The organism is Mesorhizobium ciceri WSM4083, from assembly GCF_000519305.1.
Classification (GTDB): Bacteria; Pseudomonadota; Alphaproteobacteria; order Rhizobiales; family Rhizobiaceae; genus Mesorhizobium; species Mesorhizobium ciceri_B.
In genome coordinates this window covers 20,734-45,776 of sequence record NZ_KI912611.1, presented here as the reverse complement: position 1 = coordinate 45,776, position 25,043 = coordinate 20,734, and the positions used below count along the sequence as shown (strand labels likewise).

At 60.9% G+C, this 25,043-nt stretch carries 23 protein-coding genes; 19 read left to right on the top strand and 4 right to left on the bottom strand.

Going from position 1 to position 25,043, the window contains the following annotated elements; translation table 11 throughout:
* The first annotated feature begins 660 nt into the window (after positions 1 to 660).
* Positions 661 to 909 carry a DUF982 domain-containing protein gene (locus MESCI2_RS1000000137770; RefSeq protein ID WP_081738988.1) on the top strand — a complete coding sequence of 83 codons (249 nt, stop codon included), beginning with the start codon at positions 661 to 663 and terminating at the stop codon, positions 907 to 909.
* Positions 910 to 1,398: 489 nt separating this feature from the next.
* Here the strand turns inward: MESCI2_RS1000000137770 and MESCI2_RS0133960 are convergent, their stop codons facing one another.
* Together MESCI2_RS0133960 and MESCI2_RS0133955 are read right to left on the bottom strand one after the other, a co-directional pair.
* On the bottom strand, positions 1,399 to 3,723 hold the full coding sequence (locus MESCI2_RS0133960) for an NADP-dependent malic enzyme (protein ID WP_027040389.1): 2,325 nt from the start codon (positions 3,721 to 3,723) through the stop codon (positions 1,399 to 1,401).
* Positions 3,724 to 3,904: 181 nt separating this feature from the next.
* On the bottom strand, positions 3,905 to 4,345 hold the full coding sequence (locus tag MESCI2_RS0133955; RefSeq protein WP_155936725.1) for a hypothetical protein: 441 nt from the start codon (positions 4,343 to 4,345) through the stop codon (positions 3,905 to 3,907).
* Positions 4,346 to 5,380: 1,035 nt separating this feature from the next.
* Here MESCI2_RS0133955 and MESCI2_RS0133950 point away from each other — a divergent pair.
* The 14 genes from MESCI2_RS0133950 (at position 5,381) to nodS (ending at position 19,223) form a co-directional block, all read left to right on the top strand.
* A complete protein-coding gene (locus tag MESCI2_RS0133950; RefSeq protein WP_027040387.1) occupies positions 5,381 to 7,411 on the top strand; it encodes a conjugal transfer protein TraG in 2,031 nt (676 codons plus the stop codon).
* 119 nt (positions 7,412 to 7,530) lie between these two features.
* Positions 7,531 to 7,944, top strand: coding sequence for a CopG family transcriptional regulator (locus MESCI2_RS0133945; protein ID WP_027040386.1), 414 nt, complete (start codon positions 7,531 to 7,533; stop codon positions 7,942 to 7,944).
* Positions 7,941 to 8,909 (top strand): P-type conjugative transfer ATPase TrbB, encoded by a 969-nt coding sequence (gene trbB / locus MESCI2_RS0133940; RefSeq protein WP_027040385.1) that lies wholly within the window; start codon positions 7,941 to 7,943, stop codon positions 8,907 to 8,909. Before MESCI2_RS0133945 ends, trbB begins: the two co-directional genes overlap by 4 nt.
* 11 nt (positions 8,910 to 8,920) lie before the next feature.
* On the top strand, positions 8,921 to 9,229 hold the full coding sequence (locus MESCI2_RS0133935) for a TrbC/VirB2 family protein (protein ID WP_027040384.1): 309 nt from the start codon (positions 8,921 to 8,923) through the stop codon (positions 9,227 to 9,229).
* Entirely contained in the window at positions 9,229 to 9,501 is a 273-nt protein-coding gene (locus MESCI2_RS0133930; RefSeq protein WP_027040383.1) for a VirB3 family type IV secretion system protein, read from the top strand. The genes MESCI2_RS0133935 and MESCI2_RS0133930 overlap by 1 nt, the downstream gene beginning before the upstream one ends.
* Entirely contained in the window at positions 9,495 to 11,945 is a 2,451-nt protein-coding gene (gene trbE, locus MESCI2_RS0133925; RefSeq protein ID WP_027040382.1) for a conjugal transfer protein TrbE, read from the top strand. Before MESCI2_RS0133930 ends, trbE begins: the two co-directional genes overlap by 7 nt.
* Positions 11,942 to 12,667, top strand: a complete 726-nt coding sequence (gene trbJ, locus MESCI2_RS0133920; RefSeq protein WP_027040381.1) for a P-type conjugative transfer protein TrbJ — start codon at positions 11,942 to 11,944, stop codon at positions 12,665 to 12,667. Before trbE ends, trbJ begins: the two co-directional genes overlap by 4 nt.
* A 34-nt stretch (positions 12,668 to 12,701) precedes the next feature.
* On the top strand, positions 12,702 to 14,024 hold the full coding sequence (gene trbL / locus MESCI2_RS0133915) for a P-type conjugative transfer protein TrbL (protein ID WP_027040380.1): 1,323 nt from the start codon (positions 12,702 to 12,704) through the stop codon (positions 14,022 to 14,024).
* Positions 14,025 to 14,756 carry a conjugal transfer protein TrbF gene (gene trbF, locus MESCI2_RS0133910; protein ID WP_027040379.1) on the top strand — a complete coding sequence of 244 codons (732 nt, stop codon included), beginning with the start codon at positions 14,025 to 14,027 and terminating at the stop codon, positions 14,754 to 14,756.
* A complete protein-coding gene (gene trbG / locus MESCI2_RS0133905; RefSeq protein WP_027040378.1) occupies positions 14,746 to 15,777 on the top strand; it encodes a P-type conjugative transfer protein TrbG in 1,032 nt (343 codons plus the stop codon). The genes trbF and trbG overlap by 11 nt, the downstream gene beginning before the upstream one ends.
* A gap of 10 nt (positions 15,778 to 15,787) precedes the next feature.
* Positions 15,788 to 16,996 carry a TrbI/VirB10 family protein gene (locus MESCI2_RS0133900; protein WP_027040377.1) on the top strand — a complete coding sequence of 403 codons (1,209 nt, stop codon included), beginning with the start codon at positions 15,788 to 15,790 and terminating at the stop codon, positions 16,994 to 16,996.
* Between the two features lie 12 nt (positions 16,997 to 17,008).
* Positions 17,009 to 17,281, top strand: coding sequence for a DUF2274 domain-containing protein (locus MESCI2_RS0133895; protein ID WP_027040376.1), 273 nt, complete (start codon positions 17,009 to 17,011; stop codon positions 17,279 to 17,281).
* Positions 17,282 to 17,853: 572 nt separating this feature from the next.
* Positions 17,854 to 18,135, top strand: coding sequence for a helix-turn-helix domain-containing protein (locus tag MESCI2_RS01000000136035; RefSeq protein WP_050596747.1), 282 nt, complete (start codon positions 17,854 to 17,856; stop codon positions 18,133 to 18,135).
* A gap of 458 nt (positions 18,136 to 18,593) precedes the next feature.
* Positions 18,594 to 19,223 (top strand): nodulation methyltransferase NodS, encoded by a 630-nt coding sequence (nodS, locus tag MESCI2_RS0133880; RefSeq protein WP_032901602.1) that lies wholly within the window; start codon positions 18,594 to 18,596, stop codon positions 19,221 to 19,223.
* A 372-nt stretch (positions 19,224 to 19,595) separates the two neighbouring features.
* Here the strand turns inward: nodS and hemN are convergent, their stop codons facing one another.
* Positions 19,596 to 20,945, bottom strand: coding sequence for an oxygen-independent coproporphyrinogen III oxidase (gene hemN, locus MESCI2_RS0133875; protein ID WP_027040373.1), 1,350 nt, complete (start codon positions 20,943 to 20,945; stop codon positions 19,596 to 19,598).
* 155 nt (positions 20,946 to 21,100) lie between these two features.
* Between hemN and MESCI2_RS0133870 the strand changes: the two genes are divergently transcribed.
* Positions 21,101 to 21,844: a Crp/Fnr family transcriptional regulator gene (locus MESCI2_RS0133870; RefSeq protein ID WP_027040372.1), complete on the top strand. Its 744-nt coding sequence runs from the start codon at positions 21,101 to 21,103 to the stop codon at positions 21,842 to 21,844.
* Between the two features lie 16 nt (positions 21,845 to 21,860).
* Here MESCI2_RS0133870 and MESCI2_RS0133865 read toward each other — a convergent pair whose 3' ends face one another.
* On the bottom strand, positions 21,861 to 22,379 hold the full coding sequence (locus MESCI2_RS0133865) for a hemerythrin domain-containing protein (RefSeq protein WP_027040371.1): 519 nt from the start codon (positions 22,377 to 22,379) through the stop codon (positions 21,861 to 21,863).
* 147 nt (positions 22,380 to 22,526) lie between these two features.
* Here MESCI2_RS0133865 and ccoN point away from each other — a divergent pair, with 147 nt between their 5' ends.
* The 3 genes from ccoN to MESCI2_RS0133850 are packed head-to-tail and all read left to right on the top strand — an operon-like array spanning position 22,527 to position 25,042.
* Positions 22,527 to 24,152, top strand: a complete 1,626-nt coding sequence (ccoN, locus tag MESCI2_RS0133860) for a cytochrome-c oxidase, cbb3-type subunit I (RefSeq protein ID WP_027040370.1) — start codon at positions 22,527 to 22,529, stop codon at positions 24,150 to 24,152.
* Positions 24,149 to 24,880 (top strand): cytochrome-c oxidase, cbb3-type subunit II, encoded by a 732-nt coding sequence (gene ccoO / locus MESCI2_RS0133855; RefSeq protein ID WP_027040369.1) that lies wholly within the window; start codon positions 24,149 to 24,151, stop codon positions 24,878 to 24,880. The genes ccoN and ccoO overlap by 4 nt, the downstream gene beginning before the upstream one ends.
* A gap of 12 nt (positions 24,881 to 24,892) precedes the next feature.
* Entirely contained in the window at positions 24,893 to 25,042 is a 150-nt protein-coding gene (locus tag MESCI2_RS0133850) for a CcoQ/FixQ family Cbb3-type cytochrome c oxidase assembly chaperone (protein ID WP_027040368.1), read from the top strand.
* Position 25,043 lies beyond the last annotated feature (1 nt).

The window sequence follows — 25,043 nt, the reverse complement described above, 5'->3', positions numbered from 1 at the left end:
GGGCGCTGGTTCAACGACTGCTCAACGGGGAGCGGCCAGACCACGAGCCGCTGCACCTCGACAACCTCGTGGCCGATCGGCAGGCGCTGCAAAACCGGCTGACGAGACTTTGATTGGATTGGGGCAAACGGCCCGCCGAGGCAAGCGAGTTTGCCGAAACCGGGTCCTTGCCAGAGGATCGAACGAGCAGCCGCCGGCGCCGCATTTGAGGAGACGTGGCAACGGGGAAGCCTGATGGCTGAAGGATCGAGGGTCAGACCCCAAGATTTCGGCCAGCAGCTTTTCCGAAAGACCAGGCCTCTTCTCGCCATCTGATCGAGATCATGACGCTCTGCAAACAATCGCGGCGACGCAACGATGCAGCTTGCCAGCAAATCGAGGTGGGACCGGTGTTTCGCTCGCTCTCCGTCTCGCCTTACGTGTCCCTGTCTCCCGACTCGTCTGCTGGCGAATGGCATCTCCTGGCCGGCGCTGAAACAGTGTCTGGCAGCGGGCAGTGGAAAAAATGGGAGGACTGGGCGTCGGCCACGCGTGTGAGGCTGGCGCAGGGCACGTCAAGAGTGCATTGTGTCGACATTTCGCAATTGGCAACGGAACGGCTCGGCTCCGCAAAGAGGAAGAACGGGCGTTGTGACGCATGATTGCCTTGGGGGCGCTGAGATGACCGGCTTGAGCAGATTTGAGAGGCCGGTTGTTATTCAGGTTGGCCGCCACAGCTCAGAGCGTGTTGTGTTCGACGTCAACGAGGCGGCCGCTATTCTGCTGCGTGATCTTCATCGTCAAACCGAGAAACGGAAGGTAGCGATGGACGCGTGCCTGCAGGTATTGCGGGGTCACGCTCATCCACCAGCTGCTCGAAGAGCCTTTGTGGCGGCCGCGCTCGAAGCAAGAATCCTGCGCAGCGATTAAACGCTTTGGCGGTTTCGATGCCGGAAAATGCCACCGCCGACCAGGCAGGAAAGTAGCTCCTCGACCACAACATCGGCACCTTTGCGACGATCGATGCAGACGCGGATGGCCAGCACTGTGGGGCTGCGCGAGCTGAAACAAGACTATGCAGGCGGGCACCGACTCGCCCGAGATGCCGGGCTTGTCGCCACGCTCATCGACGGGGCGCAGCAATGCCGCAGTAATGGTCCGTGCTGAGCGGCGCATGTTCGGCCGGATCATCAGGCGGACCTGCTGCCAGCGGCAATGCGCCTGCAGTCGGCAGACAGCCGCCGCTCAAACCAAGTGGCAGTGAGTCAGTTCCGACCGGCGCGCTGGGACCGATGCCGTCGCGCCGAGGTGGCCCTCGTACGCGCGCTTAGTCTAGCGCGCGAGGCCGAGGCCATCCGCGTCTGTTGAAAAAGCGATCAGCAGGCAACCGCCTGTTTTAGCATGCCGCCGATTCCAGCTTCAGCCCAGATCGACAAGCGCCTGCGCCTTATGCGCTGCCTCGACCACGGCGAGCGCGGTCATGTTGACCACGCCGCGCGAGGTCACCGACGGCGTCAATATATGCGCCGGCTTGTCGGTGCCGAGCAGGATCGGCCCCACATGCAGCGCGTCCATCATGGCGCGCAAAGCCGTCAGGGTGATGTTGGCCGAATCGAGGTTCGGGAAGACCAGCAAATTGGCCTCACCCTTCAGACGTGAGTGCGGATAGACGCGCCGGCGCAGATGCTCCGACAGTGCGGTATCGGCATGCATCTCGCCGTCGCACTGCAAAGCGGGCGCGATGCGGCCGAGGATTTCCGCCGCGCGGCGCATCTTCAGCGCGCTCGGCGAATCACGCGAGCCGAAATCCGAATGCGACAGGAGTGCCGCCTTCGGCTCGATGCCGAAGCGCTGGATTTCCTCCGCCGCCAGCACGGTGATTTCGGCGATCTCCTCCGCCGTCGGGTCGACCGAGACGTGGGTGTCGGTGAGGAAGATGATCCCGCGTTGCGAGATCAGCATGGAAAACGTCGACAGGTCATAATGCTTGATCCCGGCGCGCGGTCCGACGATCAACGTCACATTGCGCAGATGCCGCTCGAAGCGCCCTTCGAGGCCGCAGACCATGGCATCGGCATCGCCGCGTTTCAGCGCAAGTGCCGCGATCACCGTGTTGTCGGTGCGCACCATGGTGCGGGCGGCTTCCGTCGTCACGCCACGCCGGCCTGCAAGCTCGATCAGGAGGTTGACATAGTGGCGGTAGCGCGGATCATCTTCGGGATTGATCAGGCCGAAATCGACGCCCGGCTTGATGCGCAGACCGTAGCGTTTCAGCCGCATCTCAAGGACCTGCGGCCGGCAGATCAGGATCGGCTCGGCTATGCCTTCCTCAAGCACGACCTGGGCAGCGCGAAGCACGCGCTCGTCCTCGCCGTCGGCATAAATCACGCGCTTGGCGCTGGAAGCCTTGGCCGAGGAGAACACCGGCTTCATCACCACGCCGGAGCGGAAGACGAAACGGTTGAGCTTGTCGATATAGGCGGCGAAGTCAGCGATCGGCCGTGTCGCCACTCCGGTGTCGCAGGCCGCCTTGGCGACCGCCGGCGCGATGCGCAGGATAAGCCTGGGATCGAAGGGCGAGGGGATCAGGAAGTCCGGACCGAACATTGGCGTCTCGCCGGAATAGGCGCGCGCCGCGACGTCCGATGGCTCCTCGCGGGCAAGGGCGGCGATCGCCCTGACCGCGGCCATCTTCATCTCCTCGTTGATGGCGCTGGCGCCGCAGTCGAGAGCGCCGCGGAAGATGTAGGGGAAGCAGAGCACGTTGTTGACCTGATTGGGAAAATCGGAGCGTCCCGTGCAGATCATGGCGTCGGGGCGTGCCGCGCGCGCAACCTCCGGCATGATCTCGGGATTGGGATTGGCCAGCGCCAGGATCAGCGGCTTCGGCGCCATGTGCTGCAGCAGGTCCGGTTTCAGCACGGCGGCGGCGGAGAGGCCGAGGAAGACGTCGGCGCCGGGGATGACGTCGGCGAGCGTGCGCGCTTCCGTCTCCTTCACATACGGGTCTTTCCAGCGATCCATCTCCTCGACGCGGCCCTTATGAGCGACGCCGAAACGGTCGGTGACCCAGATGTTTTCGAGTCTTGCGCCGAGCGAGACGAGGAGATTGAGGCAGGCGAGCGCCGCGGCGCCGGCGCCGGAGGTGACGATCTTGATGTCGGCGATGGTCTTGCCGGCGAATTCGAGCCCGTTGAGCACCGCCGCGGCGACGATGATCGCCGTGCCGTGCTGGTCGTCATGGAAGACCGGAATGCCCATGCGGGCCTTCAGCCGCTCCTCGACCTCGAAGCATTCCGGCGCCTTGATATCCTCCAGGTTGATGCCGCCGAAGGTCGGCTCGAGCGCCGAGATCGTCTCGACCATGCGATCGATCCCGGGCGCATCGATCTCGATGTCGAAAACATCGATCCCGGCGAACTTCTTGAACAGCACCGCCTTGCCTTCCATCACCGGCTTGGAGGCGAGCGGGCCGATATTGCCCAGCCCAAGCACAGCGGAGCCGTCGGAGACGACGCCGACCAGGTTGGCGCGCGCGGTGTAGTCGGCGGCGGTCGCCGGGTCGTCGCGGATCTCGAGGCAGGGGGCGGCGACACCTGGCGAATAGGCAAGCGCCAGGTCGCGCTGGTTGCCGAGCGGCTTCGTCGCCTGGATTTCGAGCTTTCCCGGGGTTGGATGCTTGTGGAAGAAGAGGGCGGCCTCATCGAGGTCGGACCGGACCGTTTTCTTGTTCTCGCCGTCCATTCCGCCGCTCCCTCTGTTCAGTTCTCTCAAGCCTTGCCGCATGCGGCAACGATTCTTCGCCTGGCGGTCAGAGCCGGCTGAATCCGGTTCTTGGACACGGCCCGTTCAGACCGATTCTCGATCGATTCGGCTATGTTCCAGCGATCACCTGACAGAGCGGATGCAGCGAGGATCCAGGAATTCACTTCAGCTTCACAACGATCCCTGCGGGCGACAGATAGAGTTTCAGTCCAGCCGTGGTTGAATGGAAATGCACGATAACGCCATTCTGATTTTCGAGCGCCACAACGCTGCCTCCGCCTGCGAGTGTCGCACCCGAGCCGGCCGCGATATAGGTTCCCGCGAGATCTTCGGCCGTCTTCAGATTGTAAACAGTTCCTGCGCCGTCAATTCGCTCGGCGCCGATATCGATGAAGGTCAATCCGGAAACGGTGAAAGGATAGCATTTACCCTCGAAGTCCAGGGTTCCGCCACCCCAGGTGTAGCCAGCGCCAGCAGCCGCGCTGTCACCCAAAAATCTCATCGTCGCATCGGCGGCCCCCTGAGTCCTTTCCTCTGTCGCAGCGAAGGAAAGCCCGACCAGTGAAAGCAGCGTCAGGAACATGAGACCACGTCGTTTCATGCGAGTTTTCCCTTTGGCAGCTATCGAACTCTGGCATCTGAAGAACCGGTGAACTCGAGCAGCATGTTCGTGATTGTCACGTATTTTGCGCGATCCAGTTCCAAAGACAGCGGGAGCAAGCTGGACGAGCCTCTAGGCCCAACCAAGCAAGCACCCCCTCCAGTCCCCGGGGCGAGCAAACCGCCTCGAGATCGGCCACCACGTCGAAGACTGCCCTTGATCTGCGTGAGGCCGTCGCGACCGCCTCGGTTTGTGGATGCTTGAAACTTCGGCCTGCCCGCCTGTACATCCGAGAGCCAGCCGGGTGTTCGCCCGCAATGCTGCGATCGTTCCCAGCGACAGGTCGTTGCCGACCGCCTTTGCTTTTGAGGATGGATTCTGGGCCTGTTTCGGCGATTGCACCCGACGCGACTTCGACAAGAGCTCCTGTCGACTGCTTGCCCGCCTTCCGGTGACGGCGCGGGTTGATCGATGGCTTTGGCATGGTCTAACGCTGGGAAGTGGACAGTTTCGACGACTCTCGGTATTGCCCATTTCGTAATCCCTGGTCGAAGATGGTGCCTGGCGTACGCATACTTTTCTGTATTGCGCTACCGCAGCATTGCCGATAGTAAGCAAAGCCGCAAGTGTCGTTTCCAGATCATCGTCTTATCTGCTGTTTCTTCTAAGAACGGCGTTCCCGACTGCGGTGGATGAGAGCAATTTACCTTCAAATTCCAGCCGAGTATATCAACACGATGACAATTTAATTGTTAAGAGTTTTAAAAACGTGCGGCACACTGATGTCACAATGTCGAAACATGTGTGACGGCGCCTGCCAGACAGGCCGACTATGCCGGTGAGCGGCACACACCGTCGCGGACTGATCCGCGCGGCCCGGGTTGAGCGCCGAAAGCACCGGGCCTCTGCGCCCGCTCTGACGTTTCCAACCTCTTGCCGATGCCTGATCGCAGCAGGTCGTGCGTAGGATACGTTTTAGTTTCTGCTCCGCGACATGATCATTAGTTCGGCTTAACACGACAGCGGAAGAGGCCAATGACCCCCACAAAGCTACTGATTGGGCAGACCGCCGTTGTATTCGCTATCGTCACTCTCGGCGTATGGACGGCAACGCAATGGTGCGCCCACATGCTGGCCTACCAGACGCCTCTCGGCGCACCATGGTTTATCCTCGCCGGATGGCCAATCTACAGGCCGTGGAAATTGTTCGAATGGTGGTTCCATTTCGATGCCTATGCGCCAGACGTCTTCGACAAGGCAGGTATGCTCGCCGGCGCCAGTGGGTTCATGGGATGTGCTGCAGCGGTCGCCGGGTCGCTGTGGCGGTCGCGACAGCGTGGGTTGGTCACCACCTACGGCTCTTCACATTGGGCCGCTATCCGGGAGGTCGAGAACGCGGGCCTGTTTCGGCCGACCGGCATTTTCCTCGGCAAGCTGAAGGATCGCTACCTGCGCCATGACGGCCCGGAGCACGTCATGGCCTTCGCGCCGACGCGTTCGGGCAAGGGCGTCGGACTGGTTGTTCCAACGCTTCTTTCCTGGACCGGATCGGCTGTCATTCATGACATCAAGGGCGAGAATTGGCAGCTAACCTCCGGCTGGCGCTCGAAGTTCTCATACTGCCTTCTGTTCGATCCGACGGATGCAAGATCAGCCCGCTACAACCCGCTGCTGGAAGTCCGCAAGGGCGCAAACGAAGTGCGCGACGTCCAGAACATTGCCGACATTCTTGTCGACCCGGAAGGCGCGCTGGAGCGGCGAAATCATTGGGAGAAGACCAGTCATTCGCTGCTCGTCGGCGCCATTTTGCACGTGCTCTATGCCGAGGAAGAAAAGACGCTATCCCGCGTCGCCACCTTCTTGTCGGACCCGCAACGTTCGTTTGCCGCAACGCTTCAGCGCATGATGACCACCAACCACCTCGGCCCGGCGGATAAGCCTCAGGTCCATCCTGTTGTCGCTTCTGCCGCGCGCGAGGTGCTTAATAAATCAGAGAATGAGCGTTCAGGCGTTCTTTCGACCGCGATGTCGTTTCTTGGGCTCTACCGCGATCCGACGGTGTCGGCGGCAACATCGGCCTGCGACTGGCGAATTGCCGACCTCATGGCTGCCGAGCGGCCGCTATCGCTCTATCTCGTCGTGCCGCCATCGGACATCTCGCGTACCAAGCCGTTGATGCGACTGGTTCTCAATCAGATCGGTCGGCGACTGACGGAGCGCCTGGAGGGCGATCCAAAGAAGAGCCGCAAGCATCAGCTTCTTATGATGCTGGACGAATTTCCGGCGCTCGGGCGGCTGGACTTCTTCGAGACTGCGCTCGCCTTCATGGCCGGTTACGGCATCCGCGCCTGTCTGATCGCGCAGTCCTTGAACCAGATCTCGAAGGCCTATGGCGAGAACAACGCCATCCTGGACAATTGCCACGTGCGAATTGCATTTTCTTCCAATGACGAGCGGACTGCCAAGCGTATTTCCGACGCTCTTGGCACTGCGACGGAACTCAGATCCATGCGCAATTATGCCGGCCACCGGCTTGCCCCCTGGCTGTCTCATGTCATGGTCAGTCGACAGGAGACCGCGCGCCCGCTCTTGACTCCCGGCGAGGTGATGCAGTTGCCGAATTCCGATGAGCTGGTGCTGATATCGGGGTTGGCTCCAATCCGCGCTAAGAAGCTGCGCTACTACGAGGACCAGAATTTCACCGAACGGGTGCTACCTTCGCCGGTGCTGCTCGACGGTTCCAATGTGGACTGCCCTGCGTCGTGTGCGAACGACTGGACTGGCCAGGTGCGGGGCGTTGACCGTCGTCTAGCTTCAGACGACGAGATTGCCGCCGCGGCAATCGGGGATGAGGGAGGTTTCCAGCAGCAACGTCATCCAGGTCTGGCCGAAGAACAGCCCGTCGTCCCCCAGGGGCCCGATCAGGACGACCTCTTCAAGCCCGTTGACGATGATAGCGAGACGGTAGCCGATAAGCGCGTCATGGACCGGATCTCGACTGCCTCGCGCGCCTACGGCATCAACGAGACAACGGGCAACGCCAAGGACATCGTGCCCGGCTTCTGAAGGCATTCAAAGGCAGAGCGCATCTGAGCGTAGTTAAGGGCCATAACAGATTTCTGGTGTTCGGCCGATGCTTGTTCCCGTCGCCGGCGCGCCAAGCGCTGGCCCGTGGAACGAGCCGCATGAAGCCCCACCGCATTCGACATCAGTTTTTGCTTGAGCCAGAGCTCAGCAAGAAACTGGATAACCTAAGCCGCGATCCCTCGACCACCAAGTCCGCGATCGTTGCGAAGGCGGTCGAGGCGTACATCGAACGGCGTGGCGAGATCGAGCTCGACCGGCGCTACGGCGTGAGGCTCGACCGTCTTTCGCGCGAACTCGCTCATGTCAGGCGCGATGGCGAGATGATCCTGGAGAGCCTCGCGCTCTTCATCCGCTTTTCGATCACGCTCCACGCTCACACGCCGATCCCGGACAGGGCAACGCAGGCCATCGCTCAGGAGCGTTTCGATAAATTCGTTGAGCAGGTCGGCCGCCAAATCGCTTCCGGCAAACGATCGCTTGGCAAAGACGGTGGCGGGGGAGGGGAAGGATGAGCTCCCACCCAGAGGCTAACCATCGCCGCCGCGCCATGCTGCGCACCGCCATGGGGCCGGCGATCACTGAGGCGCTTGCCGATCCGGCTGTGATCGAGGTGATGGTCAATCCCGACGGCGCGCTGAGGCTCGACCGGTTGGGCGAAGGCCGGATCGAAACCGGCGTGCACATGCACCCTTCCGAGGCGGAACGCATAATCCGCGTCGTCGCCTCCCACGTCCGTGCCGAGGTGCATGCCGACAACCCGATTGTCAGTGCCGAGCTGCCCTCGGGCGAGCGCTTCGAAGGGCTGTTGCCGCCAGTCGTCTTGGCGCCATGCTTTGCCATCCGCAAGCCTGCGGCAAAACTCTACACGCTGGCCAACTATGTTGCCGATCGCATCATGCTTCCGGCGCAGGCTGATGCATTGAGGAAGGCAGTGCGCGAGCGGCGCAACATCCTGGTTGCCGGCGGTACGTCCTCGGGCAAGACGACGCTTGCCAATGCGCTGCTGGCCGAAGTTGCCGAATGTGACGAACGGGTAATCCTGATCGAGGATACGCGCGAACTGCAATGCGCAGCAAAGGACTGTGTTGCCTTGAGGACGAGGCGGGGTGCGGTGACGCTTGCCGACCTCGTACGCTCGACGCTGCGGCTCAGGCCCGATCGGATCATCGTCGGCGAAGTGAGGGGCGCCGAAGCCCTCGACATGCTTAAGGCATGGAACACCGGGCACCCCGGCGGCATTGCCACCGTGCACGCCAATTCGGCGCGCTCTGCCCTCTACCGCATTGAGCAGCTCGCCCAGGAAACCGTCGTCACCGTCCCCCGCCGCCTCATCGCCGATGCCATCGGTCTGATTGTCTTCATCGCCGGACGCGGATCCTCGCGCCACATTGATGCGATTGCCGAGGTCACTGGTCTCGATGGCAGCGGCGACTACGCCGTCACCCAACTCACGCTTCCGCAACTTCAACAGCTTTGAAAGGTCACTTCATGCGCAAGAAGCTTCGCTTTCTTTCGTCCGCCGCGCTCACGTTTGTTCTCACTGCCCCGGCTTATGCGGCCGGCTCCGGCATGCCGTGGGAACAGCCACTACAGCAGATCCTGGAATCGGTGCAGGGACCGGTCGCCAAGATCGTCGCGGTGATCATCATCATCACCACCGGCCTGACGCTCGCCTTCGGCGACACGGCAGGCGGTTTCCGCCGGCTTATCCAGATCGTGTTCGGGCTGTCGATCGCCTTTGCTGCATCGAGCTTCTTTCTATCCTTCTTCTCCTTCGGTGGTGGAGCGCTCGTCTGATGGCCCCCGGAGAGCAGCATATCGAAGGCTTCGAGGTACCGGTTCACCGGGCATTGACCGAGCCGATCCTATTGGGCGGCGCACCGCGAGCGGTGGCGATCCTTAGTGGCACAGTGGCCGCGGCAATCGGCGTTGGCCTGCAGCAATGGATCGCAGGGCTGATGCTCTGGATTGCCGGCCACACGATCGCGGTTTTTGCAGCGAGGCGCGATCCGGAATTCGCCAGTGTGCTTATCCGCCACCTTCGCCAGAAGGGGTGGCTGGCATGCTGAACCTTTCGGAATACCGCAGCAAAGCCGACAGGCTTGCCGACCACCTGTCTTGGGCCGCGCTGGTCGCGCCCGGCATCGTGCTCAACAAGGATGGCAGCTTTCAGCGGACGTTCCGGTTCCGCGGCCCGGATCTCGAAAGCGCGACGGAAGCCGAACTCGTAGGTGTTTGCTCGCGGGCAAACAATGCGCTCAGACGGCTCGGCTCCGGCTGGGCACTCTTCTTCGAAGCCGAGCGCACCGAAGCGCGGGGCTATCCGAGCTCTACTTTTCCCGACGCGGCGTCGTGGCTGGTCGATGAAGAGCGGCGTGCGGCCTTCGAGGGCAAGGTCGCGCACTTCGAGAGCCGTTATCACCTGACCTTGCTGTTCATGCCGCCACCGGACAGCCAGGCCCGGGCGGAAAACGCGCTCGTCGACTCGCGTCGTGCGGAAGGGGAAAGAGACTGGCCCCAGGAGCTGGCGCGGTTCCGTGACGAGACCGACCGTGTGCTGGACCTCCTGTCGGGCTTCATGCCCGAAGTGCGCGTGCTCGACGATGCCGAGACGCTGACCTATCTGCACGGCACCGTCTCGACCCGCCGCCACCCAGTCGCCGTTCCGGAAACGCCGATGTATTTGGATGGCATCCTGGTTGACGCGTCGCTTACCGGCGGCCTGGAACCGATGCTGGGTGAACAGCATCTGCGCACACTCACCGTTCTCGGCTTTCCCAATGTCACGCGGCCCGGAATCCTCGACGCGCTGAACCACCAGGATTTTGCCTATCGCTGGATGACGCGCTTCATCCCGCTCGACAAGACGGAAGCCACGAAGACGCTCACGCGGTTGCGCCGGCAGTGGTTTGCCAAGCGCAAATCGATCACGGCCATCCTGCGCGAGGTCGTGACGAACGAAGCCGTTCCTCTCGTGGACAGCGACGCCGATAATAAGGCGCTCGATGCCGATGCCGCCCTTCAGGCTTTGGGCGGCGATCATGTCGGCTTCGGCTATCTCACCACGACCGTGACGGTGTGGCACGAGGATCGCCAAGCCGCGGCGGAGAAACTTCGCGCGGTCGAGCGCATCATCAATGGCCTCGGCTTCACCACGATCCGTGAAAGCGTCAATGCAGTCGAAGCGTGGCTCGGCTCATTGCCCGGTCATGTCTATGCCAATGTGCGCCAACCGCTCCTCCACACGCTAAACCTTGCCCATCTCATGCCGCTATCATCGGTGTGGGCCGGTCCGACCTCGAACGAGCATCTGACCAAGGTCACACGGACAGAGGCCCCGCCGCTTCTCTTTGCAGAGACCAGCGGGTCGACGCCGTTCCGGCTTTCCACCCATGTGGACGATGTCGGCCACATGCTCATCGTTGGACCGACCGGTGCCGGCAAGTCGGTTCTGCTCACCTTAATTGCTCTGCAGTTCCGACGCTATGCCGACGCGCAAGTTTATCTCTTCGACAAGGGCAATTCGGCCCGCGCGGCAACGCTTGCCATGGGCGGAGAACACCATGCCTTGGGTGCCGACGGTGCGCTTGCCTTCCAGCCCCTGCGCAAGATCAGCGACCCCGCTACCCGAAGCTGGGCGGCGGAATGGATCACCGGCTTGATTGCTCATGAGAACGTCACCGTCACGCCAGAGGTGAAGGAGGCAATCTGGTCGGCGCTCACCAGCCTTGCCACCGCGCCGGCGCAAGAGCGAACGCTCACCGGCCTCGCGGTGCTGCTTCAGTCCAACGCGCTGAAGTCGGCGCTCATGCCCTACACGCTCGACGGTCCTTTCGGCCGGCTGCTCGACGCGGATGATGATCGGCTCGCCAACTCGGACGTGCAGTGCTTCGAGACCGAGGAACTGATGCATGAGGAAAGCGCTGTCCTGCCGGTGCTGACTTATCTGTTCCATCGCCTCGAGGAGCGGTTCGACGGGCGGCCGACGCTGCTCATGCTCGATGAGGCCTGGATCTATCTTGACAATCCGCTGTTTGCCGCCCGCATCCGCGAATGGCTGAAGGTGCTGCGAAAGAAGAACGTGTCCGTAATCTTCGCCACGCAGTCGCTTGCCGACATCGCTGGCTCGTCAATCGCGCCCGCAATCATCGAGAGCTGCCCGCAGCGCATTTTTCTTCCCAACGATCGTGCCGTGGAACCGCAGGCTCGGGCAGCCTATGAGCGCTTTGGGCTGAACGAACGGCAGATCGAACTGATCGCGCGCGCCACGCCGAAGCGGCAATACTATCTGCAGTCGCGCTGCGGCAACCGGCTCTTCGAGCTGGGCTTAGGCCCAATCACGCTTGCGCTTTGCGGCGCCTCCGATCCAGCCACGCAGACCCTCATCGACAGGATCCTGTCCGAACACGGGGAGGAGAGCTTCGCTTCCCGCTTCCTGAGCGCGCGCGGCCTCGATTGGGCTGCCGAGCTTTTCCAGCAATTCCCCCAGCCAGACAAGGAGCAATCATCATGATGGGACGCCGCTTTTTTTCCAGCCTGATCACCGTTTCGCTAATCGCCAAACCATTGGCCGACTATGTTCAGCCGGCCTACGCGCTTATCGTGTTCGATCCATCAAACTATACGCAGAACGTGCTCTCGGCGGCGCGCGCATTGGAGCAGATCAACAACCAGATCCAGTCGCTGCAGAACCAGGCGACCATGCTGCAGAACATGGCGCGCAACCTTCAGAGCCTGGATTTCTCTTCGGTAGGCCAGCTTACCGGTGCGCTCCATCGTATCGATGGCTTGATGGACCAGGCGAGTGGCCTGAGCTTCGATCTCGACAAGCTCCAGGACCAGTGGCGCCAGCAATATCCGGATAGCTACGATGCCACGATCAAGATCAACGATGTTGCTAGCGCCGCGCGCGAGCGTTGGCAGAGCGCCATGCAGGCGTTCCGACAGACCATGCGTGTCCAGTCGCAGATCGTCGAGAATGTCCGCGGCGATGGCGACCTGCTCGCCGACCTCGTCAACCGCAGCCAAGGTGCGGCAGGTGCCCTTCAGGCGAGCCAAGCCACCAATCAGCTGATCGCGCTTTCGACCAAGCAGCAGATGCAGATCCAGACGCTGCTCGCGACGCAGTTTCGTGCTGAGGCCGAGGATGCGGCGCGCAAGGCGGAGTCCGAGGAAACAGCCCGCCAGACGACGAAGCGCTTCCTGGGCACCGGCACAGCCTATCCCGGCAACTGATCTTCATTTTCATCACCACGAGGACGGCGGCGGCATGAACGACCTTGGGGTCATCGATCGCTTCATGGAGACCTTTATCCGCTATATCGATAGCGGGTTCGGTCTGCTCTCTGGCGACGTCGCCTTCCTCACCACCACCCTGATCAGCATTGACATCGCGCTCGCCGGCCTGGCCTGGGCGCTCGGGGGCGAACCCAACATTTTCGGCCGGCTCATCCGCAAGGTGCTCTATGTCGGCGTCTTCGCCTTCATCCTGAACAACTTCAAGAACCTCGCGGATATCATCTATCGCTCCTTTGCCGGCCTCGGCATCAACGCCTCCTCCGGCAATGTGTCCGCCGACAATCTCCTGCATCCTGGCCGTATTGCGGCGACCGGTTTCGAGGGCGCCTGGCCACTTCTCGATCAGGCGAGCCAGCTTCTTGGTTTTCCCGAAATCTTCGGCAACGCGCTCACCATCTTCGTGCTGCTCGTGGCCTGGTTCCTGGTCATCATCGCCTTCTTCATTCTTTCCATCCAGCTCTTCATCACAATTCTGGAGTTCAAGCTCACCACGCTGGCAGGCTTTACCCTGGTCCCCTTTGCGCTCTGGAACCGGTCGGCGTTCTTGGCCGAGCGCGTGCTCGGCAATGTCATCTCGTCGGGCATTAAGGTGATGGTGCTTGCCGTCATTGTCGGCATCGGCTCCACGCTCTTCGGTGAGTTCGCTTCCGCGCTGCAAGGCAAGGAGCCGGATTTGGCCGCGGCCATGTCACAGGTGCTAGGTGCGCTGGCGCTGCTTGGTCTTGGCATCTTCGGACCTGGGATCGCTTCGGGCCTTGTTTCCGGCGCGCCGCAGCTTGGCGCTGGCGCGGCACTGGGCACCACCGCGGCCGGCGCCGGTGCATCGTTCGTTGCCGGAGGCGCTGCGTTTGCTGGCACGCGCACGGCAGCCAACGGAGGTCTCGCCGCAGTCCGAGCCGGCACCACCATGGGCTCGGCAGCTTCCTCGGCATGGCAGTTGGGACGTGCAACCTCACCTCACTCCGGCGTCTCCGGCGTAGCTGCCGGAATGCACGGCGTGGCGGGTGCCGCCGGCGGCGCCGCGATGCGGGCAGCGCGATCGGCTGCGCAAACGTTCGGACGCAACGCCGATGCAGGGCGCGAAGCCGCTTGGACCGCGACTGGCGGTGCGCCGACCGCGTCCATGACCGGAAGCCCAGCTGGCACGGCCGCCGATGCCGCGCCCGGCTGGGCCAGGCGCCTGCGTTCCGAACAGACCGCCCGTGCGCATCGCCACACCGCCATGCAGGCCGTCCGTGATGGCGACAGGCCGGGCGGCAGCGCCAATCCCTCTCTCAACGACAAGGACGACTAGATGCTCTTCAAGCGACCCGTTCAGCGTTACGGCAAGACGCCCGAGCCCGTAACACCTTACCAGAAGGCCGGCCAGCTCTGGGACGAGCGCATCGGCTCATCTCGGGTGCAGGCTCGGAATTGGCGGCTGATGGCACTTGGCTGCTTGGCTTTGGCAACAGGACTCTCCGGCGGACTTGCATGGCAGTCGATGCAAAGTCGTGTCGTGCCTTACGTCGTCGAGGTCGACCGCTTCGGTGAGGCGCGCGCCGTTGCGCCGGCAGTCCGGGATTACGAGCCATCCGATGCCCAGATCGCTTGGCATCTGGGCCGTTTCATCCAGAATGTCCGTTCGCTCTCCACCGATCCGGTGCTGGTGCGGCAGAACTGGCTGGCAGCTTACGACTTTGCCACCGACCGCGCAGCGCTCTTCCTCAACGAGTACGCCAAGGCGAACGATCCCTTCGGTCAGATCGGTACGCGCAGCGTCTCGGTGCAGGTGACCAGCGTGGTTAGAGCCTCCGAAAGCTCATTCCAGGTCAAGTGGACCGAGCAAGTCTTTGAGCGCGGCAGCCTGGTCAGTACGACGCGCTGGACAGCGATTCTCACCATCGCGATTCGCCCGCCGAGCAATACTGATCAGCTACGCAAGAATCCGCTCGGCGTCTTCATCAACGCCATCGACTGGTCGCGCGAGCTCGACAGCGTCGCGCCGCCGTCCGTTTCCCCCAAGGAGCCTGCCAATGAAAAGTAGAAAGCCATCGCTCCGTGCGGTGCTGATCCTGTCGGCGTCTGCAGCAGTTCTCTCCGCCTGCTCATCGAAGCCGGTGCCGCCGCCTGAGATTTCCTACGACGCAGCCGACTTCAAACCGGCTGCGATCGAGAAGCCGCCGGAGAAGCCGGTCAAGATCGTCGAGGTGCCAAAGCCGTTGCCGCTTCCCGGCCAGTTACAGTCCGATCCGGCTAAGGTCACAGCCGACGACAAGCTCTCTCCTGAAGAACGCGTCGCCGATGCCAACAGGGCGGCCACCCAGCAACCCACCAAGTACGGGTATGTTAATGCGGTCCAGGTCTATCCCTTCACCGATGGCGCGCTTTACCAGCTCTATGCCGCGCCGGAGCGCGTCAGCGATATCGCTCTGCAACCGGGCGAGAAACTGACAGCCGTGTCGGCTGGTGACACGGTGCGCTGGGTCATCGGCGACACCGTCAGCGGCGCCGCTGACAACCAGCGCACCCATGTGCTGGTAAAACCCTTCGCGCCGGGGATTGCCACCAATCTCGTCATCACGACGGACCGGCGCGCCTACCACCTGCAACTTCAAAGCACCGAGAAGACCTCAATGGCCGCGATCTCTTGGACATACAGTGAAGACCAGATCATTGCGCTCCGTCAGCGCAACGCTCGCGCCGATGCGGCTATGCCTGCCGCGTCGAATGTGGCGCTCGAGAACCTTCGCTTCCGCTACTCTATTAGCGGCGACACACCGCCCTGGAGGCCGACGCGCGTTTTCGACGACGGCACCAAGGTCTATATCGAGTTCCCGCGCCGCATCGATCAGGGCGAGGCGCCACCTCTCTTCATCGTTGGTGCTGACGGCAACAACCAGCTCGTCAACTACCGAATGCGGGGCAACTATTTCATCGTCGATCGTCTGTTTGCCGCCGCCGAACTGCGTCTGGGGACCAAGCAACAGCAGGTGGTGCGCATAACAAGGACCGACGGCCGGCAGCCGGCGCGGCACATGGCACTCTTTTCGCGTGTTGGCAGGTGAGGGGGAGCTCATGGCCGATACGTCCCGCCCCAGTACCTTTCCAAAACTCGATCCCGAGCAGCTGCAGTTGCGAGCCTCGCCCCGCCGTGCTGTGCGCTTCAGACGTAGCGTGATCATCGCTATCGCTGCACTCGGATCTGGTGCCGTGTTTGGTGTCACTATGATCGCGCTTAAAGGATCCGCCCTGCACATCAAGGATCTGGCGGAAGACCGGTACAATACCGAGCGCAAGCCAACCGCTGAGGCGCTTGATAACCTGCCCATGGACTATTCCGAGATCAAGCCGAAACCTCCCGTGCTTGGACCCCCGCTGCCTGGTGATCTCGGCCGCCCGATCCTTGAACGTCAGCGACAGCTCGGTATCGCGCCGGGGCAGGAGGCTTCCGCCGAGGAGCAGCGGCTTGCCCAGCAGGCGATCGCGGCGCGCGAGTCGCAAATCTTGTTCCGGATTGACAGTCGACCCAGACAGATAGATATCGCCGGCGGCGGGCAGGGTGCGCAGCAGCCGTTTGAGGCGCTCCCGCAAGCCGATACGGCACGCGCGTCCGTTGCGCCGGCCGAGGGCGACCAGAACAACCAGCAGCGCAAGCTCGACTTTCTTAGCCAGCGGAACACCGGCGGCATTTACAATCCGCATGCCCTGCAGACGCCTGCCTCTCCATATCAGCTGATGGCCGGCAGCGTGATCGCGGCAAGTCTCGTCACCGGGATCAATTCCGATTTGCCCGGCCTTGTCGTCGCACAGGTCACCGAGAACGTGCACGACACCGTCACAGGCCACACTCTGCTCATTCCGCAGGGCTCACGACTAATCGGCACCTATGACAGCGTTGTAGCCTTTGGGCAAAGACGCGCCCTGCTGCTATGGCAGCGAATAATGATGCCCGACGGTTCCTCCATCGAAATTGACAATCTGCCCGCCACCGACACTGCGGGCTATGCTGGGCTTGAGGACAAGGTGGATTTCCACACCTGGCAGCTGATCAAGGGTGTTGCGCTTGCGACCTTGCTTGGCGTGGGCACCGAATTGAGCCTCGGAGACGACGAAAGCGATCTGGTGAAGGCAATCCGCGAATCTGCCCAGCAGAACGTCAGCCGAGCCGGGCAACGGGTCGCCGAAAAGAACCTCAACGTCCAACCGACCATCACCGTCCGCCCTGGTTGGCCGCTGCGCGTCATCGTGCACAAGGATCTTGTGCTGCGACCCTACAGACCTTGAAAAGGGGCAATTATGGCCAATCTGAAGCTTGGAAAGCTTCCGAACCGGACGCCTTCCAAAATCACCATCACTGTTAGCGCCGACTTATATCAAGAGCTCCAGGACTATGCCGCGCTTTACCGTCAGACGTACGGCGAGTCTGAGACGGTAGCTGAGCTCATTCCATTTATGCTGGCCGGGTTCCTCGAAGGCGACCGAGCGTTTGCTAAGGCCAGGAAGGAAGGCCTCCCAGGCCCTGGCGCGTCGGAGAAGTCCCGGCGCCAGTCGGAGTCGGGCTCAGGTTGAACCAAAACTGGTGGGCCTAGGAATTGCGCGTTCTCACTGCTTGTCGAACAACGCGATCATCCTATTCTAGGACGAAGGGCTTATGTCTGCGCCGGCCCCGACAGCTTCGCCGTTTCTTGCAATCCGGCGCTAGATCCGTATCAGCACTGACGCCAGCAACGGCGCGGTCTCGGCGCTGTGATTCCCGTTCATGCTGACATTGAAGCGGCGCGGTCCGGCGCGCGCCAGGCGCTGGCATCCGCGCAAGCTGCTTGAGGGCTTGCCGTGAAGGAAGCGTCGCGGCTGCTTGAAGCGGCGCCAGGCATCAAGTACAAGGCCGCCCTCGGGTGGCGGCAAATGGTTGCGCTACAGCTGATCAGCCTATCGTACGGGCAGCAGGCTCTTGAACTTGTGACGAGGTGAACTGCCATATCCCGATTTGGCTGCGAAATTTCAGGTGGCCATTCCAATTTCAGGTGGCCATTCCATGGAAAGGCCGATCCGGTCGACATCCATTGATTTGATCTGCTGGGAGCGCCAGGTCGGGAGGACATCTTCCGATTCAGGTGTCCCTGCTGTTGTTGGAGGTGTCTATGAACGACTTGCGCATTCCCGAGACAGTGTTAACGGCTGTGTCAGAGGGGACCCACATCATCCGCGCCTATCGTGAGCACCTTGGATATTCCATCGAGGACCTGGCGGTGACGTCTGGGCTAGCCGCTGAGGAAATTCAAAATATGGAGTCCGGTATGAGGTACAACAAGGGCTATCGGGATCGCATCACGAGATCGCTCTCCCTGCCAGCAGGAATTCTTGAACCTGCGTCGGCCATATCGACGCTGCGTGATGAGTGTGTCAGCGAGCTGTTCCGTTGATGTGCGGATCGTGCCCGACATCGAAACATATTGATGCTGTAAAATCGGGAAGCGGCGCAGGTATTTGGCGATCTTTGGATCGAAGATCCCCACCCGGCCGCGTTGGATCGACGCGTCATCTTCATGTCTGATGTGTGCGTCAGCACCGTTCCACGCGAATGGCCGTTGCGGCGATTGACCTGTCCCTCGGCGTTCTTGTCCCCGGAACATTGGCCGGGTGCTCTGCCGGTCAGGTTAAGGACAGCCTAGGCGGCGATCAATCGACCTGGTGGATAGTACCCACATATTCGATACCTACTATGAAACTCTGAATGGAATCGATCACGTGCATTGCTTAGCAAATTGCGCCAAGCGGTGAACAACGTATCGATTCACTTCAAACCGCCATCACGCAATTCTGCTGCCGCTGTTCTCTGAGCTTGCAGGATGAATTCAGTCATTTCCAAGGGGACCAGTTGATGCAGGATGCAGTTTATCAGTTGTTGAGCCGCGAGATGATCACGGAGGATCCTTGGCGACTGGACGGCAATCCTTTCGAGCAAAGACGCTACGACGAAATGCTTCGACTGTCGCTCTCGGAGGGACCTATTAGCAATGCGCTCGAGGTCGGATGCGCGGCGGGAGCTTTCACAGCCAAACTAGCCCCGCACTGTCAACGGCTCACCGTCATCGATGTCTTGCCGCGGGCAATTGCTCGAGCCCGCCAACGGCTGAAAAAGCGTTTGCACATCACTTGGATAGTTTCCGACGTCCTCGAATTCTCGACCAAGGAAAGATTCGATCTGATCGTGGTAGCCGAAGTTCTCTACTATCTAGGCGGTATTCCGGAAATACGTGCCGCTGTCGGCTCCTTGGTGGGACTACTTGCGGCGGGTGGGCACCTGGTATTCGGATCGGCGCACGATGCCAACTGCCGGCGTTGGGGCCACGTTGCTGGGGCCGAAACGGCAATCGATATTTTCAGCGAAAAACTGGCTGAGGTCGACCGGTTACGGTGTAGCGGCAAATCGGTGAATGAAGAGTGCCTGCTCACTCGCTTTCGCAAATCCGTATCGATCTCCGGATGTCGCGGCCATAGGCCGTTTTGACCGGCAAATCTCAACCACTGCGACCAACATGCTGTGCTGATCGTAGGCGGTGACGAATGTGTCTGCATCGACGTGTCGTGGCATGGACACTCGCCTGGTAGCTGCGCAACAGCACCGAGGGTGCCACAGGCCGGGCTCTCGCCACAGTATCTATAACGCCATCGAGGGGAGCGCTCACGAGCAGCTTCGCTGCCGCCGAGCACACCACCCTGCGGTACGACGCAATGATTGCTTGTGTATTCCGGTGCCCGCAAGGGGGTGTTCGCCTCAAGGCCGGGATGGGCGGGACAACACGGCAGTTACGACCGGATAATGGAGTCGTCTGTAGTTCATACGCAATCGACCGTAACGGCTGCCGACCGTCTCTGCTGATCAGACTGCCGAGGAGTGCCTCCCCGTTCCGCCTTCGAAAAATTCGTCGAACTTGGCCGCGATGCTTCGGACGAACGGGCGGCTTTCAGCCGGCACGACGAAATATTCGCCATCAAGTTCAAGCAATGGAACTGAATTATATAAACCCACGGAGCTTGCCTGACGGAGAAGCTTATGGCCCGCTTCGCCGAAGCGCTGTAGCAGATCGATGGCCGAGAACTTGAAATCGCACATTAGCCGCTCGATGATCCAGCCTCGGACGCGATCGTCGTCGGACAGCGCTATGCCGCGCACAACGGCCAATCCTCTATCTCCTATCATTCGAGCATACGCGGCCGTTGAAGGCGTGTTCTGCGCGTAACCTTGGCGAAGCTGGCTGATGGATGAAGGGCCAAGGCCGATTAATATCTCGCAGCGGTCCTCCGTGTAGCCCTGAAAGTTGCGATGCAGAGTCCCTGTGCGCGCCGCACGTGCCAGCGCGTCCCCAGGTTTGGCGAAATGGTCAATCCCGATTGTCTCGTATCCCTTGCCCACAATGGCTCGTGCAGCGAGTTGCGATTGGGCAAACCGCTCCGTGGCGACCGGCAACCATGCCTGGTCGATTATGATCTGGTGTTTCTTGAACCACGGCACGTGGGCGTAGCCGAACAGAGCTATCCTGTCCGGTTCCAGGGTCAACGCCTGCGCCACGGTGGAACTGAGGCTGTCCTGGGTTTGGTGCGGCAGGCCATAGAGCAGGTCCAGATTGACCGATCGGACGCCGCGACAACGAACGCCATCTACCACTATCTTGGTCTGCGAAAAGCTTTGCTCGCGGTTGATCGCCCTTTGCACTTTCGGATCGAAATCCTGCACCCCGAGGCTCGCCCGCGTCATGCCGATTTTGGCGAGCCCGTCGAGGCGTGCATCGTCCATGTCGTTGGGGTTAATCTCGACGGTGATCTCTACGTCCGGTAAAAAATCGAAGCTATTGCGCAAAACCTTTGTCAGAGCAACCATGTCATCGGGGTTCAGGATCGTCGGCGAACCGCCACCGAAGTGAATTGCACGCACCAGCGCCTTTCCGCTAACAAGACCGGCAATCGTCGCGATCTCGGCATATAGTGAAGGCAGATAGTCGCTCACCTGCTCATAGCGGCGCGTCTGTTTGGTATGGCACGCACAGAACCAGCACAGTTTGGCGCAATAGGGAATGTGAAGATAGAGCGAGATCTCGGCACCGCCTTCGAGCGCCGCCAGCCAGCTGCGGTAGACGGCAGCATCGATGGCCGGATGGAAGTGCGGCGCGGTGGGGTAACTGGTGTAGCGAGGGACATTCTCGCCAAGCCTTGCAGCTAATTCCGATTGCATGTCGCGGTCCACTGTGTTTGCGCGGTCGCAAGCCTAGATGCATCGACAAGCCGAAGCCCTGATTTCGGTCAAGCCAGCACGGACAAACTGCCGCAAGGATTTCTCTACCCCAGATTGCTATCCTGCTCGTATTTGGAATCGGCAGAGCGAGCGTAATGACAGTAGGACAGAACATTCACAGTTCCCCCATTCCGGTTCTTTGCCATTCTTGTGAGGCCCGGCATAGCGGTGTCTGCGGTGCGCTCGATCCCGATCAGTTGGTCAGATTCGCGGAAACTACGACGAGGCACAAGATCGAGCCAGGAGGCGCACTAATTGGCGACGCCGAGCCCGTCTACAGCTATTCGAACCTGCTTTCAGGCGTGGTGAAGCTGACGAAGACCCTTTCGGATGGTCGCCAGCAGATCGTCGGTCTGCAATTTTCACCCGATTTTCTGGGACGACCCTTCAAGCTGGAAAGCGCGATCAATGCGGAAGCAGCAACTTCTGTGACGCTGTGCTCGTTTCCGAGAGCGGCCGTCGAACGAATGATGAAGGAGTCTCCGGAACTTGAGCATCGGCTGTTCAAGCAGACGCTGAACGAGTTAGACGATGCGCGTGAATTGATGGTGACTCTTGGACGCAAGACCGCACCGGAGAAAGTGGCGAGCTTTTTGCTCATGATCGGCCGGAATATGCATTCCGGTGTTGATTCTGCGGAACGGCCGACGTGCTTTGATCTGCCGCTGACTCGGGCTGAAATTTCTGATTTCCTTGGGCTTACGAACGAGACCGTGAGCCGCCAGCTGACTCGACTGCGGGTGGATGGCGTGATCCGGATCGAAAACAAGCGTCATGTGACGGTGGACAGCATGAGCCGCCTGGAACAGCGCTGCGGCGGGCGAGTGGCGCCACTGTGAGCTCTTTGCACGAGGCCTAACCGGGGGTGCCGGCGTCGGCTACTCCGATGCGCGGCAGGATATGCTCGCGTTCAAATGCGATGTGTCGCCGCAATCCTTCGAAAAAGCCGCGTAGCATGAAGCCGATAGCTTCCGCGCTTTCTATCGGATCACCTTTACCGATCGACAGGAGTGTTTCGGCCAGCTCGCCGGCGAAGCATTGATCCTTGATGTGCTCGAGGCGCAACCGGCCGGTAGTGCCAAGGTCAACCTCAGCTGAGGTCAAGCAGGCCCTATACGCGGGGAAGATCACCGTCTCTTCGAAGTTATGAATGTCTCGCAGCAGCGGAACGATCGCGTTGGCCGTTCCGAGCCATCTGGCGCAGTCGACGTTCGGCAAACCATCGGCAATGCTTTCCAGAGCGCTGCAGAGCCTCAGCTTTTCCAAATGGGCAAGGTTCATCAGGTCGCCCGGAGCCATCTCCGCACGCGCTCGGACCGACGATGCCAGGGTTGTCCACGAGCGCGGGAGCCCGTTCTGCGTTTTCTGGTTCAATCGCCATCTCCTCATCGCACTGAGTTCTCGATATTGGCCGAAGTAAAATCGCACGGCCCTGACATAGGTCAGGGCGAGCAAGGCGGAGGCTGCGCAATAAAATGCATTGCGGACGTGGCGTCCGCCGGACTCGAGATCGGGATTGCGATGAAATTCGGCACAGAGATCGTCGTGCTTGGCTTTTTTGCTTTTGCGGCGTTGGTGGCTGCCGGCTTCGGCGTCGATGGACCTTTCCGCCAGCACATGTGGGTGCTGTTTTTCGCCCTGACTGGCTTTACCGCCATCTTGATGCGCAACACCGAGTTGAAGCCGGTAGCTCCGGTCGACCCTTCCGCTTACATGGATGGGCCGATCCGCTATGGCGCCGTCGCCACCATGTTCTGGGGTGTGGTCGGTATGCTGGTCGGCGTGGTCATCGCACTGCAGCTGGCCTACCCCGATCTCAACATCCAGCCCTGGTTCAATTTCGGACGCTTGCGGCCGCTGCACACTTCCGGCGTCGTCTTCGCCTTCGGCGGCAACGCGCTGCTGTGCACGTCATTATACGTCGTGCAACGCACCTGTCGCGCCCGCCTCTTCGGCGGTGATCTCGCCTGGTTTGTCTTTTGGGGCTACCAGCTTTTCATCGTCATGGCCGCGACCGGTTACCTGCTCGGCATCACCGAGAGTCGCGAATATGCCGAGCCCGAATGGTATGTCGATCTCTGGCTGACCATCGTCTGGGTGGCTTACCTCATCCTGTTCCTCGGCACCATCCTGAAGCGCAAGGAACCACACATCTACGTCGCCAACTGGTTCTACCTGTCCTTCATAGTGACCATCGCGATGCTACACGTGGTCAACAATCTATCGATGCCCGTCTCTTTTCTCGGTTCTAAGAGCTACTCTGCGTTTTCAGGGGTCCAGGATGCGTTGACGCAGTGGTGGTACGGACACAATGCAGTCGGCTTCTTTCTCACCGCCGGCTTCCTCGGCATGATGTATTATTTCGTGCCCAAGCAGGCCAATCGGCCTGTCTATTCCTACCGCCTGTCAATAATCCACTTCTGGGCGCTGATCTTTCTCTACATCTGGGCCGGGCCGCATCACCTTCACTACACGGCCTTACCCGACTGGGCGCAGACGCTCGGCATGGTGTTTTCGATCATGCTGTGGATGCCCTCATGGGGCGGCATGATCAACGGCCTGATGACGCTCTCTGGCGCCTGGGACAAGATCCGCACCGATCCGATCATCCGCATGATGGTCGCGGCCATCGCCTTCTACGGCATGTCGACTTTTGAAGGCCCGGTGATGGCGATCAAGGCAGTCAATTCGCTGTCGCACTACACCGACTGGACTATCGGCCACGTCCATTCGGGCGCGCTCGGCTGGGTAGGCATGATCTCGTTCGGCGCGATTTACTACATGGTGCCGAAGCTCTGGAACCGCGAGCGGCTCTATTCGCTGCGGCTGGTTACCTGGCACTTCTGGCTGGCGACGCTCGGCATCGTCGTCTACGCCGCCGCCATGTGGGTATCCGGCATCATGCAGGGGCTGATGTGGCGCGAATACGACGAGCAGGGTCTCCTGGTTTATTCCTTCGCCGAGACGGTGGCCGCCATGCACCCCTACTACGTGATGCGCGCCATCGGTGGCGCCATGTATCTGTCCGGCGCCCTAATCATGGCCTGGAACATCGCCATGACCATCCTCGGATACCGACGCGAGGAGCAGCCGATGCCAGGTTCCGTTGCAGGTCTCCGAGTTGCGCGATCGGGAGCCAGAAGATGAGATTGATAGATAGACACGCCATCATCGAGAAGAACGCCACGCTTCTTCTCGTAGGCTCCCTTCTTGTGGTGACCGTCGGCGGCATCGTAGAGATCGCACCGCTCTTCTATCTCGACAACACGATCGAGAAGGTCGACGGGATGCGTCCCTACTCGCCACTCGAGCTCGTTGGGCGCAACATCTATGTGCGCGAGGGCTGCTACCTCTGCCACAGCCAGATGATCAGGCCGTTCCGCGACGAGGTGGAGCGGTACGGCCATTACAGCCTGGCGGCCGAGTCAATGTACGATCACCCGTTCCAATGGGGATCCAAGCGCACTGGGCCGGACCTCGCACGCGTCGGCGATCGCTACTCGAACGCTTGGCATGTCGCGCATCTTTCGGACCCGCGTTCCGTGGTGCCGGAATCGATCATGCCAAGCTATGGGTTTTTGAAAGACACCCCGATCGAGGTGAAGGATTTCTCTACGAACCTGGTCGCCAACCGGCGTGTCGGTGTCCCCTACGACGATGACATGATCGCGCATGCCAACGCCGATTTGATGGCCCAGGCTGATCCCAATGCTGACCCGACCGGCCTGGAGGCCCGTTATCCAAAAGCCAAGATCGGGGACTTCGACAACAACCCGCGACAGGTGACCGAGATGGATGCCCTCGTGGCCTATCTCCAGATGCTCGGCACCCTGGTCGATTACAAAAACTACAAGGAAACCACCGGCTACCGCTGAGGAGTTTTATCCATGGATTACAATTTGATGCGGGAGTTTGCTGACAGCTGGGGCTTGGTCGCCATGGCACTTTTCTTTGTCGGAGCAATCGCCTTCGCTCTCCGCCCCGGCAGCGTCGAGTTGGCCGATGAAGCCGCGCGAATTCCGCTTCAGGACGAGTGAT

Coding starts and splice junctions, on each gene's coding strand:
- MESCI2_RS1000000137770 (WP_081738988.1), top strand. CDS start 661: ATGACCGGCTTGAGCAGATTTGAGAGGCCGGTTGTTATTCAGGTTGGC.
- MESCI2_RS0133960 (WP_027040389.1), bottom strand. CDS start 3,723: ATGGACGGCGAGAACAAGAAAACGGTCCGGTCCGACCTCGATGAGGCC.
- MESCI2_RS0133955 (WP_155936725.1), bottom strand. CDS start 4,345: ATGAAACGACGTGGTCTCATGTTCCTGACGCTGCTTTCACTGGTCGGG.
- MESCI2_RS0133950 (WP_027040387.1), top strand. CDS start 5,381: ATGACCCCCACAAAGCTACTGATTGGGCAGACCGCCGTTGTATTCGCT.
- MESCI2_RS0133945 (WP_027040386.1), top strand. CDS start 7,531: ATGAAGCCCCACCGCATTCGACATCAGTTTTTGCTTGAGCCAGAGCTC.
- trbB (WP_027040385.1), top strand. CDS start 7,941: ATGAGCTCCCACCCAGAGGCTAACCATCGCCGCCGCGCCATGCTGCGC.
- MESCI2_RS0133935 (WP_027040384.1), top strand. CDS start 8,921: ATGCGCAAGAAGCTTCGCTTTCTTTCGTCCGCCGCGCTCACGTTTGTT.
- MESCI2_RS0133930 (WP_027040383.1), top strand. CDS start 9,229: ATGGCCCCCGGAGAGCAGCATATCGAAGGCTTCGAGGTACCGGTTCAC.
- trbE (WP_027040382.1), top strand. CDS start 9,495: ATGCTGAACCTTTCGGAATACCGCAGCAAAGCCGACAGGCTTGCCGAC.
- trbJ (WP_027040381.1), top strand. CDS start 11,942: ATGATGGGACGCCGCTTTTTTTCCAGCCTGATCACCGTTTCGCTAATC.
- trbL (WP_027040380.1), top strand. CDS start 12,702: ATGAACGACCTTGGGGTCATCGATCGCTTCATGGAGACCTTTATCCGC.
- trbF (WP_027040379.1), top strand. CDS start 14,025: ATGCTCTTCAAGCGACCCGTTCAGCGTTACGGCAAGACGCCCGAGCCC.
- trbG (WP_027040378.1), top strand. CDS start 14,746: ATGAAAAGTAGAAAGCCATCGCTCCGTGCGGTGCTGATCCTGTCGGCG.
- MESCI2_RS0133900 (WP_027040377.1), top strand. CDS start 15,788: ATGGCCGATACGTCCCGCCCCAGTACCTTTCCAAAACTCGATCCCGAG.
- MESCI2_RS0133895 (WP_027040376.1), top strand. CDS start 17,009: ATGGCCAATCTGAAGCTTGGAAAGCTTCCGAACCGGACGCCTTCCAAA.
- MESCI2_RS01000000136035 (WP_050596747.1), top strand. CDS start 17,854: ATGAACGACTTGCGCATTCCCGAGACAGTGTTAACGGCTGTGTCAGAG.
- nodS (WP_032901602.1), top strand. CDS start 18,594: ATGCAGGATGCAGTTTATCAGTTGTTGAGCCGCGAGATGATCACGGAG.
- hemN (WP_027040373.1), bottom strand. CDS start 20,945: ATGCAATCGGAATTAGCTGCAAGGCTTGGCGAGAATGTCCCTCGCTAC.
- MESCI2_RS0133870 (WP_027040372.1), top strand. CDS start 21,101: ATGACAGTAGGACAGAACATTCACAGTTCCCCCATTCCGGTTCTTTGC.
- ccoN (WP_027040370.1), top strand. CDS start 22,527: ATGAAATTCGGCACAGAGATCGTCGTGCTTGGCTTTTTTGCTTTTGCG.
- ccoO (WP_027040369.1), top strand. CDS start 24,149: ATGAGATTGATAGATAGACACGCCATCATCGAGAAGAACGCCACGCTT.
- MESCI2_RS0133850 (WP_027040368.1), top strand. CDS start 24,893: ATGGATTACAATTTGATGCGGGAGTTTGCTGACAGCTGGGGCTTGGTC.